This window comes from Burkholderia seminalis DSM 23518 (genome assembly GCF_902832885.1).
In the GTDB taxonomy this organism is placed as follows: domain Bacteria; phylum Pseudomonadota; class Gammaproteobacteria; order Burkholderiales; family Burkholderiaceae; genus Burkholderia; species Burkholderia seminalis.
The window spans coordinates 241,609-255,926 of record NZ_CADFDK010000004.1 but is presented as its reverse complement, the minus strand read 5'-3'; the positions used below and the strand labels follow the sequence as shown (position 1 = coordinate 255,926).

At 66.9% G+C, this 14,318-nt stretch carries 12 protein-coding genes; 2 read left to right on the top strand and 10 right to left on the bottom strand.

Annotated elements, in window-relative coordinates:
- Nucleotides 1–181 precede the first annotated feature (181 nt).
- Both choX and betC read right to left on the bottom strand, forming a co-directional pair.
- Entirely contained in the window at nucleotides 182–1,147 is a 966-nt protein-coding gene (gene choX, locus HWX00_RS15315; protein WP_034186214.1) for a choline ABC transporter substrate-binding protein, read from the bottom strand.
- A 45-nt stretch (nucleotides 1,148–1,192) separates the two neighbouring features.
- Nucleotides 1,193–2,728, bottom strand: coding sequence for a choline-sulfatase (betC, locus tag HWX00_RS15310; RefSeq protein ID WP_175026764.1), 1,536 nt, complete (start codon nucleotides 2,726–2,728; stop codon nucleotides 1,193–1,195).
- A 239-nt stretch (nucleotides 2,729–2,967) separates the two neighbouring features.
- Here betC and HWX00_RS15305 point away from each other — a divergent pair, with 239 nt between their 5' ends.
- Both HWX00_RS15305 and purU read left to right on the top strand, forming a co-directional pair.
- Complete coding sequence (locus tag HWX00_RS15305) at nucleotides 2,968–3,873, top strand: choline sulfate utilization transcriptional regulator (protein ID WP_175026763.1); 906 nt, start codon at nucleotides 2,968–2,970, stop codon at nucleotides 3,871–3,873.
- Nucleotides 3,874–4,042: 169 nt separating this feature from the next.
- Nucleotides 4,043–4,927, top strand: a complete 885-nt coding sequence (gene purU, locus HWX00_RS15300) for a formyltetrahydrofolate deformylase (RefSeq protein ID WP_034186100.1) — start codon at nucleotides 4,043–4,045, stop codon at nucleotides 4,925–4,927.
- Nucleotides 4,928–4,960: 33 nt separating this feature from the next.
- Here the strand turns inward: purU and HWX00_RS15295 are convergent, their stop codons facing one another.
- The 8 genes from HWX00_RS15295 to HWX00_RS15260 form a co-directional block, all read right to left on the bottom strand.
- Nucleotides 4,961–5,953, bottom strand: a complete 993-nt coding sequence (locus HWX00_RS15295; RefSeq protein WP_175026762.1) for a DMT family transporter — start codon at nucleotides 5,951–5,953, stop codon at nucleotides 4,961–4,963.
- A 166-nt stretch (nucleotides 5,954–6,119) separates the two neighbouring features.
- Nucleotides 6,120–6,731, bottom strand: coding sequence for a TetR/AcrR family transcriptional regulator (locus tag HWX00_RS15290; protein ID WP_069705485.1), 612 nt, complete (start codon nucleotides 6,729–6,731; stop codon nucleotides 6,120–6,122).
- Nucleotides 6,732–6,931: 200 nt separating this feature from the next.
- Nucleotides 6,932–8,587: a trimethylamine N-oxide permease gene (locus tag HWX00_RS15285; RefSeq protein WP_034186097.1), complete on the bottom strand. Its 1,656-nt coding sequence runs from the start codon at nucleotides 8,585–8,587 to the stop codon at nucleotides 6,932–6,934.
- A gap of 226 nt (nucleotides 8,588–8,813) precedes the next feature.
- A complete protein-coding gene (locus HWX00_RS15280) occupies nucleotides 8,814–9,677 on the bottom strand; it encodes a glycine betaine ABC transporter substrate-binding protein (RefSeq protein WP_034186096.1) in 864 nt (287 codons plus the stop codon).
- Between the two features lie 134 nt (nucleotides 9,678–9,811).
- A complete protein-coding gene (locus HWX00_RS15275; protein WP_124607601.1) occupies nucleotides 9,812–10,960 on the bottom strand; it encodes an FAD-binding oxidoreductase in 1,149 nt (382 codons plus the stop codon).
- 112 nt (nucleotides 10,961–11,072) lie between these two features.
- The gene (locus HWX00_RS15270) at nucleotides 11,073–12,314 is read right to left on the bottom strand and encodes an aromatic ring-hydroxylating oxygenase subunit alpha (RefSeq protein ID WP_175026761.1); all 1,242 of its coding nucleotides are present in this window, start codon (nucleotides 12,312–12,314) and stop codon (nucleotides 11,073–11,075) included.
- A 52-nt stretch (nucleotides 12,315–12,366) separates the two neighbouring features.
- Complete coding sequence (locus HWX00_RS15265) at nucleotides 12,367–13,152, bottom strand: electron transfer flavoprotein subunit beta/FixA family protein (protein WP_034186093.1); 786 nt, start codon at nucleotides 13,150–13,152, stop codon at nucleotides 12,367–12,369.
- Entirely contained in the window at nucleotides 13,149–14,318 is a 1,170-nt protein-coding gene (locus tag HWX00_RS15260; RefSeq protein WP_124607600.1) for an electron transfer flavoprotein subunit alpha/FixB family protein, read from the bottom strand. Before HWX00_RS15260 ends, HWX00_RS15265 begins: the two co-directional genes overlap by 4 nt.

Here is a 14,318-nt window from a genome sequence, read left to right as displayed (position 1 = left end):
ATTCAGACCGCCAGCTGGCTTCGGCATTTCGTTTTCCGCAATAACGCAGCCATTGGCGAAAAATACAAACCCATATTTCTCGCCACCCGTCTGAAGGCGACACTAAATGGTCACGATGCGACCGGTCGGGAAAACACGTAGACGGGCGGCACGGCGAAAACGGCCGCCCGGCGGGAGGGAATCAGCGGCCGTCGAGGGCCGCGCGCACCGCCGGCAGGCCCGGTGCGCCGGCCGCCGTCGTCACGCCGTCCAGCCAGCCGGCGACCAGCGCCGGGTCGGCCTTCAGCGCATGCTGCGCCGCGAGCGCGGGCGACGTCTTGTTGTCGAGCATGTCGGCGATCATCCGGTTCTCGACGTCGACGGAGAACGTCATCTGCCGGAACAGGCGTGCGAGGTTCGCGCACTGGCCGGCGAACCCGGCACGCGTGACCGTGTTGACCGTCGCGCCGCCGTAGTTCGGGCCGAAGTACGCATCGCCGCCGGACAGATAGGTCAGATGGAACTTCGTGTTCATCAGATGCGGCTCCCAGGCCAGGAACACGATCCAGCGCTTGTCGCGCACCGCCCGCTCGACCTGCGTGAGCATGCCCGTCTCGCTCGATTCGACGAGCGACCAGTTCGACGGGCCGAGCGCGTGGTCGGTGAGCATCCGCTTGATGTTCTGGTTCGCGGGCGCGCCGGGCTCGATCCCGTAGATCTTGCCGCCGAAGCGGTCCGCATGACGCGCGAGATCGGCGAACGTATGCACGCCGGCGGCCGCCACGTAGTCGGGCACCGCGAGCGTGAACTTCGCGCCGCTCAGGTTCGCGTGCAGCACGTCGATCGACTTGTCGTCGACGAACGGCTTCACGAGCGGCGCCTGCGCGGGCATCCAGTTGCCGAGGAACACGTCGACCTGCCCTTTCTTCAGCCCCTGGTACGTGATCGGCACCGACAGGTTCGCTACCTCCTGCCGGTAGCCGAGCGCCTTCAGCACGACACCCGCCATCGCGTTCGTCGCGTCGATGTCGGTCCAGCCGGGCGCCGCCATCTTCACGTCGCCGCACGTCCGAGGGTCGGCCGCCCGTGCGCCCTGCGTCGTCACCAGGCACGCGGCCGCGGCGAGCGCCGCGCCGATCCGGATTGCTGCATTGCATTGCCGTTTCATCGTCCGCTTCCTCCGTCGTTCGTTCATGTTCGCGAGGCGGGACACTCAGCGCCCGGCCCGCGGAAAACGCGCCATCGCCTCGAGCGTGTCGAGTTCGATGTGATTGCGCATGTAACGCTGGCTCGCGTCGGTGAACGGCTGCCAGTCCCACGCCTGGATGCGGCCCTGCGTCGTCGCCGCGTAATGGAAGCGCCGGCGCCGCTGGCTCGCGCGCACCTGCCGGTCGAGCTCGGGCAGGTTCCAGCGCCCCGCGGCTTCCGCGCGGAACGCGGCGAGCACGTCGGCGGCCTCGGGCACGCCGGCCAGGTTCGTCAGCTCGCGCGGGTCGTCCGACAGGTTGTAGAGCTGGTCGGGATCGAGCGGGCAATGCACGTACTTCCAGTCGCCGCGCCGGATCATCACGACCGGCGCGAGCGCGCCTTCCGCGAGGTATTCGCCGAGCGCGACATCGTGCGCGGGCGTGCCGTGCAGGTGCGGCACGAGGCTCGCACCGTCGACCGGGTCGGGCCAGCCGCCGGCGGGCGCGGCGCCGGCCAGGTCGACGAGCGTCGGCAGCAGGTCGAGATGCGACACGGGCCCGCGCACGCGCGCGGCGCCGAAGCGGCCCGGCGCATGGACGATCAACGGAACGCGGCAGCCGCCCTCGAAGAACGTCATCTTGTACCAGAGCCCGCGCTCGCCGAGCATGTCGCCATGGTCGGACGTGACGATCACGATCGTGTCGTCGGCGAAACCGCACTGCTCCAGCGCGGCCAGCACGCTGCCGAACTGCGCGTCGACATAGGACGTCGCGCCGTAGTACGCATGGCGCGCGGCGCGGATCTGCGCGTCGGTGGGCGGCGTGCGATCGTTCTCGCAGACGACGCGCAGCCGCTGCGAATGCGGATCGCTTTCCGCCGCATCGAGCCGCACGGCCGGCATGTCGATCTCGTCGTCGCGGTACAGATCCCAGTATTCGCGCGTGATCGCGTACGGGTCGTGCGGATGGGTCAGCGACACGACCATGCAGAACGGCCGCGCATCGTGCCCGGCCGCGCGCTCGCGCGCGACGTCGTAGAGCTTCTGCTTCGCGGCGAACGTGACTTCGTCGTCGAAATCGAGCTGGTTCGTGCGCACGCACGGGCCCGCCTCCAGCACCGAGCTCATGTTGTGATACCAGCTCGGCCGCTCGCCCGGCTGGTCCCAGTCGGGCACCCAGCCGAAATCGGCCGGATAGATGTCGGTCGTGAGCCGTTCCTCGAAGCCGTGCAACTGGTCGGGCCCGCAGAAATGCATCTTGCCGGACAGCATCGTCCGGTAGCCGCCCGCGCGCAGGTAGTGCGCGAACGTCAGCGTTTGCGCCGGCAACTCGGCGGCGTTATCGTAGGCGCCGATCCCCGACGGCAGCTTGCCGGTCAGCAGCGAGAACCGCGACGGCGCGCACAGCGGGCTCGCGCAGTAGGCGGCGTCGAACACCACGCCTTGCGCGGCGAGCCGGTCGAGCGTCGGCGTGCGTGCGACGCGGTTGCCGTAGGCCGGCAGCGCGAACGGCGTCAACTGGTCGGCCATCAGGATCAGGATGTTGGGTGTCGGGTTCGTCATGAGCGGTCGTGGGGAAAGCGGTGTTCGAACGGAGCGGCGCGCCGCTCCGGCGGCGGGACGTCCGGCATGACGGAGACGGCCCGCAGAAACCGCCGCGCACGCGGGCCGCGCTGGCTAGAATCGCGGAACGCATTGCCCGGCGGCCGCGAAGCGCGTGTGCCGCACCGTCCGATGCACTATCGCCCGCCCGAATTCGCGCGGGTAGGCGTCCGGCCCTTATGGGGCCATTAGAGAGACTTATGTCGAAACCGGAACCGTTACCGTCGATGCAGGCGCTGCGCGCGTTCGAATCGGCCGCCCGGCTCGCGAGCTTCACGGCCGCCGCGCGCGAGCTGGGCTCGACGCAGCCGGCCGTGAGCCAGCAGGTGTACCAGCTCGAAGCCGAACTGGGCGTGCCGCTGTTCGAGCGCAGCCCGCGCGGCGTCACGCTGACGGCCGACGGCCAGTGCCTGTACGAAGCGGTGCGGCTGAGCCTCGACACGCTGCGCGGCGCGACCGCCACGCTGCGCGCGCGCCGCGAGCACGGCGCGCTCACGATCGTCACCGACTTCGGCTTCGCGACCTACTGGCTGATGCCGCGGCTCGCCGGCCTGAAGCGCGTGATGCCGGACGTCGACGTGCGCGTCGTCACGTCACAGGATTACGACCCGCAGCGCGACCACGCCGACATCGCGATCCTGTTCGGCGACGGTCACTGGCCGTCGTGCACGGCCGCACGGCTCTTTCCGGAATCGGTCACGCCCGTGTGCTCGCCCGCGTTCCGCGCCGCGCACCGCGACGTCGCGCGGGCCGACCACCTGCTCGCACTGCCGCTGCTGCACGTGCAGCCGACGCGCCCCGAGCGCTGGCTGTCGTGGTCCGGCTGGTTCGACGCGCATGGCCTCGAGCCGCCACCCGCCGCGCGCGGCGTGACCTTCAACAGCTACGCGCTCGTGATCCATGCGGCGCTGCTCGGCGAAGGCGTCGCGCTCGGCTGGTCGCCGCTCGTCGACGAGCTCGTCGCGTCCGGCCAGCTCGTGAAGCTCGTCGACGCGCCCGTCGTCACGTCGCGCGGCTACTTCCTGGTGCGCCCGCCGCAGCGGCCCGAGCCGGATGCGACCCACGTGTTCCGGCGCTGGCTGCTCGACGCCTGCGCCGGCGCCTGACGGGCCCGGCCGGCCCGCACGCGCTGGCGCGCCGATACCAGCCACACGGCGCGTTGGTTCTATCCGCCCCGGAATCGTCCTGATTTACTTGAGCCTCCCGCTACCCGCGCGGTGCGGCGCCGTCGTGCGCCGCCGCACGGCCGTGCGCCCATGCCAACCGAGGAGTCTCATGACCGCCGAGCACCGCCCCGATCAATTCGTCCTGACGCTGTCGTGCCCGAGCGCGGCCGGCCAGGTCGCCGCCGTCGTCGGCTTTCTCGATCGCCATCGCTGCTACGTCGATGCGCTGAACGTGTTCGACGACGACCTCAGCAACCGCTTCTTCGTACGCTGCGTGTTTCATCCGACGGATGAAACGCTGCAGATCGACGCGCTGCGCCAGGAATTCACGCCGATCGCCGCGAGCCTCGGCGGCGCGCAGGGCGACATGCAATGGGCGATCCATGACGTGAACGCACGGCCGAAGGTGCTGATCATGGTGTCGAAGCTCGAGCACTGCCTCGCGGACCTGCTGTTCCGCTGGCGGATGGGCGAGCTGAAGATGGACATCGTCGGCATCGTGTCGAACCACCCCGATTTCGAGCCGCTCGCCGCCCAGCACGGGCTGCCGTTCCGGCACTTCCCGATCACGGCCGACACGAAGGCGCAGCAGGAAGCGCAGTGGCTCGACTTCTTCGAATCGAGCGGCGCCGAACTCGTGATCCTCGCGCGCTACATGCAGGTGCTGTCGCAGGAAACGAGCGCGAAGCTCGCGAACCGCGCGATCAACATCCATCATTCGTTCCTGCCCGGCTTCAAGGGCGCGAAGCCGTATCACCAGGCGCACACGCGCGGCGTGAAGCTGATCGGCGCAACCGCACACTTCGTCACCGACGATCTCGACGAAGGGCCGATCATCGAGCAGGTCGTCGAGCGCGTCGATCATGCGCTGCGCCCCGAGCAACTGCTCGCGGTCGGGCGCGACGTCGAAAGCCTCACGCTCGCGCGCGCGGTGAAGGCGTTCATCGAACGGCGCGTGTTCCTGAACGGCGATAGGACGGTGGTGTTTTCGTAGGCATGCGAAACGGCGGCCGGCTCGCCCCGTGCCTCACGCCGAGGCGGAAGGCACGCGCGCCGGCGCCGTGCCGATTCCCCGCGCCCGGCGCCGCAGATACAGGTTGTTGAGAATCAGCGCCGCGCCGGTCAAGCCGGCGCCCGCGATTTGCGCGCGAGTGGGCACCACGCCCGTGGCGGCGGACACGATGAACGCGGTGATGGGCAGGACGTCCATGAACAGCACGCCGTTCATCGGCCCCAGGATCCGGTTGCCCGTCATCCACAGCAGGATCGCGCCGAAGCCGGCCACTGGCCCCATGTACGCGAGATGCGGCAGCACCGCGTGCACGGCGGCCCATGACGGCGCCGCGATCCGGTGCGTTGCGACCAGCATCAGATTGACCGTGACGATCGTGGTCAGTCCGAGCCACGTCGTGAAGGTCGTGTATTTCAATGCCGACCAGCCGGAGAAACGCGCCGCGCCGAACGTATAGACGACCCAGCACAACGCACCGACGACGATCAGCGCATTGGCAGCATAGTGCTGCGGTTCGTGCAGCGCGGCCGCCACGTCGCCGCGCGTGACGACGAGCACCACGCCGGTGAAGGACAGCACCACGAACAGCACCGACACCGGCGCGGGCGGGACGCGCCGCACCAGCGCGTTGAGCAGCAGCCCCATCATCGGCTGGGTCGCCATCATGACCGACGCGGTCAGCGCGCCTTCGTCGCCGGCCAGCTGCTGGCCCAGGAACACGAACGACCCGAACCCGCAAAAGCCGATCGAGCCGAGCAGCCATGCAAGCGGCACCGATTCGCCGGCCGCGCGGAATGCGCCGGGCCCTTCGACGACCCGCAACAACACGAGGAATGCGCTGCCCGCGATCAGGTAGCGCAGCGACGTGAACGTGAATGGATCGATGTGTCGCAACGCGTCGGTCATCACCGGAAACATCACGCCCATCAGGATCGTCGCACCGACACATGCCGCGATCCCCTTCCCGTACGCGCCCGCGGCCGGCACTGCGTTATTTGCGCCATTCATGACCAATCATTCCCAAATTAATTGAACAATGAGGCCGGTGCGGCTGCGCGCAGCGGCGGCGTTTTTTCAGCTGCTTTTTCGAATCGGCTTGCCCGTCAAGGTTTCGACTGCCGTCCGTGGAACACGCATCATTTGAAACTGATCATTCTCAAAATAATCAAAAAAATCAGGTCAGCGCCCGCATCGCGATTTCGACGATCGAAGCCAGTTCCGCCTCCGACGCACTCGATTTGCCCAGCACGCGCATACCCTGGATCAGGCACAGCAGGAACCGGCCAACCTCTTCCGGATCGAGGTTCCGGTCGAAATCGCCCGATTGCTGGCCGCGTGCGACCGCAAGGCTGAATTGCGTGCCGATGCGCAGCAGCGTCGATTCGATGTACGGTCGCAACACGTCGTCGCCGGGTAGCAATTCGACGGCCGAATTCGTGATGAGGCAGCCGCGGCGCTCCGACAGCCGCACGCCGATTTCCGTGTAGTACAGCAGCGCTTCCCTGAGGGCCTGACGCGGCGGCAAGTCCGCCGCGAGACGTTCCTTGAGCCGCGCGATCGCGCCTTCCGCATAACGGTCGAACGCGGCGACCAGCAGCCCGTGCTTGTCGCCGAACGTCCGGTACAGACTGCCGCGAAACACGCCAGTCGCCTCGCACAGCGTATCGATCGACGTCGCGTGATATCCCTGCGCCCAGAACACGCGCGCCGCGGCGTCGATCACCTCGTCGGTGTCGAATTCGCGTGGGCGCCCCCTGTCACGGGAGCCGGGAGAAGTTGGACTCATGAGTCAGGATATTAGAACCGATCATTCTCAAAATCAAGCGTCGTCGCTCGCGGGCGGGCGCCGTGCACGCCGGCCATGCCGCCGGCCCTGAATGACGAAAGCCCGGCCGGTTGCAGCCGGTCGGGCTTCGTTGCGGGCGGCGAGATCGCACCGCCGTGTGCGGTTTCCGGGTGATGGGCGCCGTTACACGGCCTGACGCGTCATTTCACCCATGCGAGGTAATACGACAGCCAGATCGTCAGCCCCGCGCCGATCAGCGCGGCATACGGCATCAGGTTCAGCCACATCGCGCGCTTCGGCACTTCGAGCTCCATGTCGCGCTGCATCTGCTCGGGGAAGCGGCCGCGATCCTGCCAGTAGTGGCGATACAGGAAGACCGGCACGATCAGCAGCATCGCGATCAGTCCGTTGCGCAACGTGCCTTCGCCCTGCAGGTTCGCACCCGCGCCGACGTAGACGAGGTTCGCGTAGCCGCAGATCGAGCCTGCGACGAGCAGCCAGGTCGGGCAGCGGAACGGCCGATCCCAGTTGCCGCGATCCATCCGGTGGATCCAGCCCGACTGGAGATTCAGGAATACGAACAGCATGTAGCAGACGTTCGAGATCGACAGCACCGTCATGTAGTCCGACATCATCAGCAACACGAGGTTGAAGCCGAGGTCCGTCCACATCGCGCGGGTGGGCGAGCCGTGCTCGTTCACGTGCGACAGGTACTTCGGCAGCCAGCCGTCGACCGATGCCTGGTACAGCGTGCGCGACGAGCCCATCATCGACGTCATCACGATCAGCAGGATCGACAGCATCAGCATCACGACGACCGCATTCGCGACCCACGCGCCGCCGCCGACGATCTTCGCCATCGCGGCCGCGACACCCGTGCCGTCGCCGATCGACGGATCGAGCATCGCCTGCGTGCCGAGCGCGCCCTGGAACGCCATCGGCACGAGCGTCATCACGACGAGGCACAGCGCGCCCGACCAGAAGATCGCCTTCGCGGTATCGCGGCGCGGATCGCGGAATTCACGCGTGTAGCAGACGGCCGTCTCGAAACCATACGACGCCCAGCCGGCCATGAACATCGCGCCGAGCGCCATCGTGACGCCCTGCCCGTTCCACGAACCGAACGTCGCGGTCGTGAGGTTGCCTTGCGCGTCGTGACCGAGCGGCAGCAGCGGAAGCAGGTTCGACATCGGCACGTCGCCGGTGACGAACGGCACGATGCCGACGATCAGCAGCGGCGTGAGCGACGCGATGCCGAGGATGCGCTGCGTGCGTGCCGCCTTCGATGCGCCGCTGTGCTGAAGCTTGAACGTGATGAGAAGCAGGATCGTCGCGATGATGAACGTCGCATTGATCCGCAGGGACAAACCCGGCTTGATGAAACCGAGATCCGCGATCTTGAGCTGCCATTGCAGCACCGCCGCGTTGGCGGGAAAGAGACTCGTGAGCGCATAGCTCGCCGCGAGGCCGCAGCCGAGCGCAAGCATCGGCGACCACGCGAGCCAGTTGCACCACACGGAAACCGGGGCAATCAGCTTGCTGTAACGGACCCATCCGATCGCGCCATATACGGACGCGCCACCCGATTTATGAGGAAATAGCCCCGAGATTTCCGCATAAGTCGCGCTTTGAATCAGCCCCATCGTGATCGCGGCGATCCAGATCGCCCACGCGGGCTGGCCGATCGTCGCGCATACGCCGCCGATCGTGAACAGCACGCCTGCCGGCACGCCGCTCGTCACCCAAAATGCGTCTTTCCAGGTCAGGCCACGATGCAGCGTGTGGCCCGTCGAATCATGTGAGATGGTTGCCTCAACGTCACTGGTGCGATTCGCACGCAGTCCTGCCTGACTCATCCAATTCCTCCTCTCGATCGGAGTTGGCGCTTTAGCGCTTACTCTGGTTCGATGCAAGCTGTGATGATTTTGCACAAGCGCCGTAGTGTAACAATTTACGGGCTTTTTTGCAGAATCCGAAAAAGAATTCCGGGATATGGCCGCATGGCATCTCGATTATTTCGGATTCCTGCAAACCATTCCCGGCATGTTTTTATGATGATTCGTACGACGTATTGGGTGACGCTTACTGCGCGCCTTCCGTCCACGCATTCACGCGGTCCGGATGCGCGGCAATCCACGCGTCCGCGGCCGCTTCCGGCTTCGAGCCGTTCTGGATCGCCAGCATCACGCTGTCGATTTCACCCGGCTTCCACTGGAATTTCTTCAGGAACGCGACGACCGGCTTGGCCTTGGCTTCGAGCCCCGGATTCACGACGCTGTCGACGTGCTCGGCACCGCCGAACACCTTCTTCGGATCCTCGAGGAAGCGCAGCTTCCACTTCGCGAACATCCAGTGCGGTGCCCAGCCCGTCACGATGACCGGCTTGCTCGCACCGACCGAACGCGACAGCTCGGCCGTCATCGCGCTGCCCGAACTCGGCATCAGCGTGTAGTTCAGCCCGTAGCTCTTGATCGCGTCGTCGGTCTTGCGCATCACGCCGGCGCCCGCATCGATGCCGACGATCCGGCCGCCGAAGCTGGCCTTCTCCGCATTCAGGTCGTCGATGCTCTTCGCCTTCACGTACGCGGGCACGATCAGGCCGATCTTCGCATCGGGAAAATTCGCGCCGAGGTCGACGACCTTGGCCTTGTATTCATCCCAGTAGGAGCCGTGCGTGACCGGCAGCCACGCGGACAGCGTCGCATCGAGGTCGCCGCGCGCGACACCCTGCCACATGATCCCGGCCGCGACCGGCACGAGCTTCACCTCGTAGCCGAGCTTCTTCTCGATGACGCGAGCCGCGACGTTGGACGTCGCGACGCTGTCGTCCCAGCCTTCGACGTAGCCGATCTTCAGCGTCGGCTTCGTATCGGCGAGTGCCGACGTGCTCAGCGCCACCATCGCCGACAGTGCGCCGGTCCACAACAGTTTTCCGAACAGTTTCATGGTCGATCTCCTTGATAAGCGCACCGTGCGCGTTGTCTCTCTAGGTTCTTCAACCACAAATCCGCGGTATCGTTGTTTTCCGACGGATGCTTGTCCGGACGCGACGTGTCCGGACAAGCGCCGACACATCGCGACTACTTGTCGATCACGAGATCCGACAGCGGCTTGCTGCAGCACAGCAGCACCATCCCCTGGTCGATCTCGCGCTGGCGGATGCCGCCGTTGTGCTTCATTTCGACCTGCCCCGACACGAGCTTCACCTTGCAGGTGCCGCACATGCCCTGCGTGCACGAGGCCGGCAGCCGCACGCCCGACTGGCGCGCCGCGTCGAGCACGTGCTGCTCCGAGCCGCACGAAATCTCGCGGTTGCTCTTCGCGAAGCTGACGGTGTACTGCTTCGTGTCGGTGTCGCCGCCTTCGGCCGGCGGTACGAGATCGGCGAGCAGCTCGTCGCTCGCGGTCTGCGCGAGCGTCTCGAACGAGAAGCTTTCCTCGTGATACTGCTTGCGATCGAAACCGGCTTCGTCGAGCAGGTCGCGCACGGCCTTCATGTACGGCGCGGGGCCGCACGTGAAGACCTCGCGCTCCATGAAGTCCGGTGCGATCAGCTTCAGCAGCGGCAGCGTCAGGAAGCCCGTGACACCCGGCCAGTTCGTGCGCGCGCCCACGCGCTCGACGACGAACGACGTGCGGAAGTTCGCATGGTTCGACGCGATCAGGTCCAGCTCGCGCGCGAAGATGATGTCGTCCGGCGTGCGCGCACTGTGCACGAACAGGATGTCGCGATCTTCCGCGAGATCGTGGTGCGCGCGGCTCATCGACATCAGCGGCGTGACGCCCGAGCCGGCCGACAGGAACAGGTACTTGCGCGCCGGATGCCGGGCGCACGTGAACTCGCCGGCCGGGCCGAGCACGCGCACCGAGGCGCCGGGCTGCAGGTTGTCGTGCAGCCAGTTCGACACCTTGCCGCCCGGCACGCGCTTCACCGTGATCGACACCGTGTGCGGTCGCGCCGGCGACGACGAGATCGTGTAGCAGCGGTTGATCGTTTCGCCGTCGATGTCGAGCTCGAGCGTGAGGAACTGCCCGGGCTCGAACGAGAACGTGCGGCCCTGCGGCGAACGGAAGAAGAAGCTCTTCACGTCGTGCGTTTCCTGCCGCACGTGGCAGCACACCAGCGTTTCCTCGACGTCGCTCGTCCAGCGCTCGGGCAGGCCGTTCCAGAACGCCGGGCGCGTGACCCGGCTGTCCGTCGGCTCGAAATTGGCCGCGTCTCGCATCATGTCAGCCTCCGCAGGGCCGCCCCAAGGAGGCTGACCGCCCCCGTGGGGGGCAGGGAACGCAGTGAGCGTGGGGATCGTTTCATCAGTTGCTCCGCTTGTCCGCTGCTATGACCTATTCGCCGGTTTTTTCGGCGAGCCGGCCGATGTACCATGCCGAGAATTTTTCGACGAGACCTTCCGTGTACGGCGAATACGGGCCCGGCTCGTACGCGCTGCTGTTCGCGCCGCGCTGCGAGAACTCGACGAGCGCGCGATCCTGGTCGTTGGTCGCATTCCACACGGCCGTCAGGTTCTTCACGTCGTAGTCGATGCCTTCCTTCGCGTCCTTGTGCACGAGCCACTTCGTGCGCACGAGCGTCTTGCCGGCCGACAGCGGGATCACCGAGAACGTCACGATGTGATCGCTCATGAAGTGGTGCCACGAGTTCGGCTGCGTCCAGAACGACAGGCCGCCGAGGTCGGCCTTGTCGAAGCCGCCGAGCAGCTTCTTCGACGCGACCTTCGCGTCGAGCGTCTGCGATTCGCCGCTGCGGTCGAGCGGCAGGCGCTGCGTGCGGAAACCCGTCACGTCGAGCAGCTTCTCGATTTCGGCGGACGGCAGGCCCATCTCGGCCCACTCCTTGCCGCGCCGCACGCACGTTTCGGCGAATGCGTCCATGCCTTCCGCGTTCGCGTCGGAACGCTGGTAGCCGAAGCCGTATTCGTACAGCGAGATCGTCAGCTCCGGATGGTTCGCGACGCAGTGATAGCACTCGCGGTTGTTCTCCATCGTGAGCTTCCAGTTGCCTTCCTCGATGATGTCGATCTGCGCGGCGATCTTCGTGCTCGGCAGATCGTGCGGCAGCAGGTACGGCTCCATCTCGGCGCGCATCTGCGCGAAGTCGACCGGCGGCTCGTCGGCGAGGCAGATGAAGATCAGGCCCGCGAGGTTCTCGACGTGCACCGACTTCAGGCTGTGCTTGCAGCGGTCGAACTTCTCGCCCATGTGCTCGGCGAACATCAGCTGGCCCGTCAGGTTGTAGGTCCAGCTGTGGTACGGGCACACGATGTTGCCGACCGAACCCTTGTCCTCGTTGCACAGGCGCGCGCCGCGGTGACGGCACACGTTGTGGAACGCGCGGATCGCCATGTCGTCGTCGCGCACGATCAGGATCGAATCGCTCCCCAATTGGACCGTCACGTAGTCGCCCGGCTCGGGAATGTCCGGTTCGACCGCCACCTGGATCCAGTGCTGGCGGAAAATCGCCTCCATGTCGAGCGCGAAGATGTCCTCGCTCGTGTAGAACGGCGCCTCGAGGCTGTGCCCTTCCTTGCGCCGCTCGATCAGTGCACGAATGTCTGCCGATACTTTCATCGTTTGCTCCGGATTCCTTGCATCCCTGGGTTCTTGCCGACAGGCATCAAAATCAGTAGTCGATGAGCTGATGCTCGCGCAAATACGCGAGGATCACTTGTGCTTTTTCGACCGAACTCCCTTCATTTACGACGTTGCCGCCCCGGCTTTCGGTCGTCGTCGCGGACAGCATCCGGGCATGCCCGGAACGCTTCTCGGCGGCGACCAGCTTGACGGGCTTACGCTCGACCGGGCCGACCGTCCACGCGGCCGCGTCGGCGTCCGCGCCGGGCGCCGCGAGCGCCGGCCGGATCGCGCCGGCGCGCAGCCGCGCATACGCGTAGCGCGGCTCGGCATTGGCGAGCGGATGGACGGCAATCACGGCCGGCAGCGCGGCATCGACGCGCCGCCGCAACCCTTTCGGCAAAAATTGCCGGACAGCCGCGCGGCCGCCTTCGACCGTCACGTCGACGGCCGAGCCGACCAGCGGATAACCGAGCGCCGCGGCGATGCGGTACGGCAGCATCCCGGTGTCGTACGCGCCCTCGGCGCGCGTGCCGGTCAGCACGAGGTCGTAGCCTTCGATACGCGCGGCGAGCGCGTGGACGGCATCGTCGCCGTCGCGGCAGGCCAGCACTTCGACCTCCCGCGCGCCGAGCGCGAGATATTCGGCCAGCGCCGCATTCGCGGGATCGCCGGCATGGATCACGTCGAGCGTCGCGCGATGCTGCTCGGCGAGCTGGCGACCGGTTTCGAGCGCGGCCGCGTCGTTACGGCTGTAGCGCGCGACGCCGCTGACCGGATGCCGGCCGACGGACACGAGCACCGCGATGCGTTGCAAGAGGCGGGGGGCGTTCATGCGGCCACTCCTTCCGGTTCACGGGCGCCGACCGCGGCCGGCGATTCGCCGCGCGCAGCACGCGCGGCCTGTACCTGTTCGATCAGCGCGGCGATCGTCGCCTGCGCGTCGCCGACCACCGTCAGGTTCGCGCGCTTCGCGATCGGCGCACTGCCGTCGAGGTTCACCGCGATCACGTGGCGGCAGTCCTTGATCCCCTGCAAGTGCTGTACCGCACCGGAGATGCCGAACGCGATGTACACGCTTGCCTCGACCGTCTTGCCGGTCGCGCCGACCTGCTTGTCGCGCGTGAAGTGGCCGTTGTCGACCGCGACACGGCTCGCGCCGATCGCCGCGCCGAACGCACCGGCCAGCTGCTCGAACGCGCCGATGTCCGACACGCCGTTGCCGGCCGACACGATGAAGTCGGCTTCCTCGAGCGCGACCTGGGCCGCGTCGATTTCTTCCAGGCCGAGATCGCGGTACGGCTGCGCGGCGTCATGCGCCGGGCGGATGAAATCGGCGGCCAGCCGTTCGCCCGCACCGACGAACGGCAGCTTCGCGTCGGCCGCGTTCGGCGCAAGCAGGATCACGTCGGGCAGCGCACGCGTGGCAAACGCCCGCCCGGCCTGCGCATATGCGCCGACATGCTTCGCGTCGATCTCGACGACGTGGGTCGCGACGCTCGCGCCGGCGGCCGCCGCGTAACGCCGGCCAAGATCGCCGTCGCCCGTCGCGTTGTCGGGCACGAACACGTGTTTCGGTGCGAGCGCGGCCACACAGGCCTGCAACGCTTGCAATTCGCTTTCGGGATCGAACGCGCGGCGATCGAAGCCGGTCAGCTCGAGCAGCTTGTCGACGCCGAGTTCGGCCGCATCGTCCTTCAATTCGCCGAACGCGAGCAGCGCGACTTCGGTTTGCGCATCGGCGAGCACGGCGGCGGCGGCGATCGCCTGCCGCGCATGGTCGTCGAGTGCGCCGCGCTCACTGTGCGCGACCACCAGCATCACGTGTTTCGGATCCTGCAGCGCGCGGCGCGGCTTCGCGACCACCGCGCCATGGCCGTGCACGGACCCGTGCGCGGCGTTCGCATCGGCGCTGCCTTCCTCGCCGAGCGTGATGCGCTTCAGGCCGGCGGCCGTGATGATGAACGGCCGGCGCGGATCGATTCGTTTGATCGTATTCAT

What these genes read in the sequence shown, in the direction of transcription:
- choX (WP_034186214.1), bottom strand. Translation starts at nt 1,147, where the DNA reads ATGAAACGGCAATGCAATGCAGCAATCCGGATCGGCGCGGCGCTCGCC.
- betC (WP_175026764.1), bottom strand. Translation starts at nt 2,728, where the DNA reads ATGACGAACCCGACACCCAACATCCTGATCCTGATGGCCGACCAGTTG.
- HWX00_RS15305 (WP_175026763.1), top strand. Translation starts at nt 2,968, where the DNA reads ATGTCGAAACCGGAACCGTTACCGTCGATGCAGGCGCTGCGCGCGTTC.
- purU (WP_034186100.1), top strand. Translation starts at nt 4,043, where the DNA reads ATGACCGCCGAGCACCGCCCCGATCAATTCGTCCTGACGCTGTCGTGC.
- HWX00_RS15295 (WP_175026762.1), bottom strand. Translation starts at nt 5,953, where the DNA reads ATGAATGGCGCAAATAACGCAGTGCCGGCCGCGGGCGCGTACGGGAAG.
- HWX00_RS15290 (WP_069705485.1), bottom strand. Translation starts at nt 6,731, where the DNA reads ATGAGTCCAACTTCTCCCGGCTCCCGTGACAGGGGGCGCCCACGCGAA.
- HWX00_RS15285 (WP_034186097.1), bottom strand. Translation starts at nt 8,587, where the DNA reads ATGAGTCAGGCAGGACTGCGTGCGAATCGCACCAGTGACGTTGAGGCA.
- HWX00_RS15280 (WP_034186096.1), bottom strand. Translation starts at nt 9,677, where the DNA reads ATGAAACTGTTCGGAAAACTGTTGTGGACCGGCGCACTGTCGGCGATG.
- HWX00_RS15275 (WP_124607601.1), bottom strand. Translation starts at nt 10,960, where the DNA reads ATGATGCGAGACGCGGCCAATTTCGAGCCGACGGACAGCCGGGTCACG.
- HWX00_RS15270 (WP_175026761.1), bottom strand. Translation starts at nt 12,314, where the DNA reads ATGAAAGTATCGGCAGACATTCGTGCACTGATCGAGCGGCGCAAGGAA.
- HWX00_RS15265 (WP_034186093.1), bottom strand. Translation starts at nt 13,152, where the DNA reads ATGAACGCCCCCCGCCTCTTGCAACGCATCGCGGTGCTCGTGTCCGTC.
- HWX00_RS15260 (WP_124607600.1), bottom strand. Translation starts at nt 14,318, where the DNA reads ATGAATACGATCAAACGAATCGATCCGCGCCGGCCGTTCATCATCACG.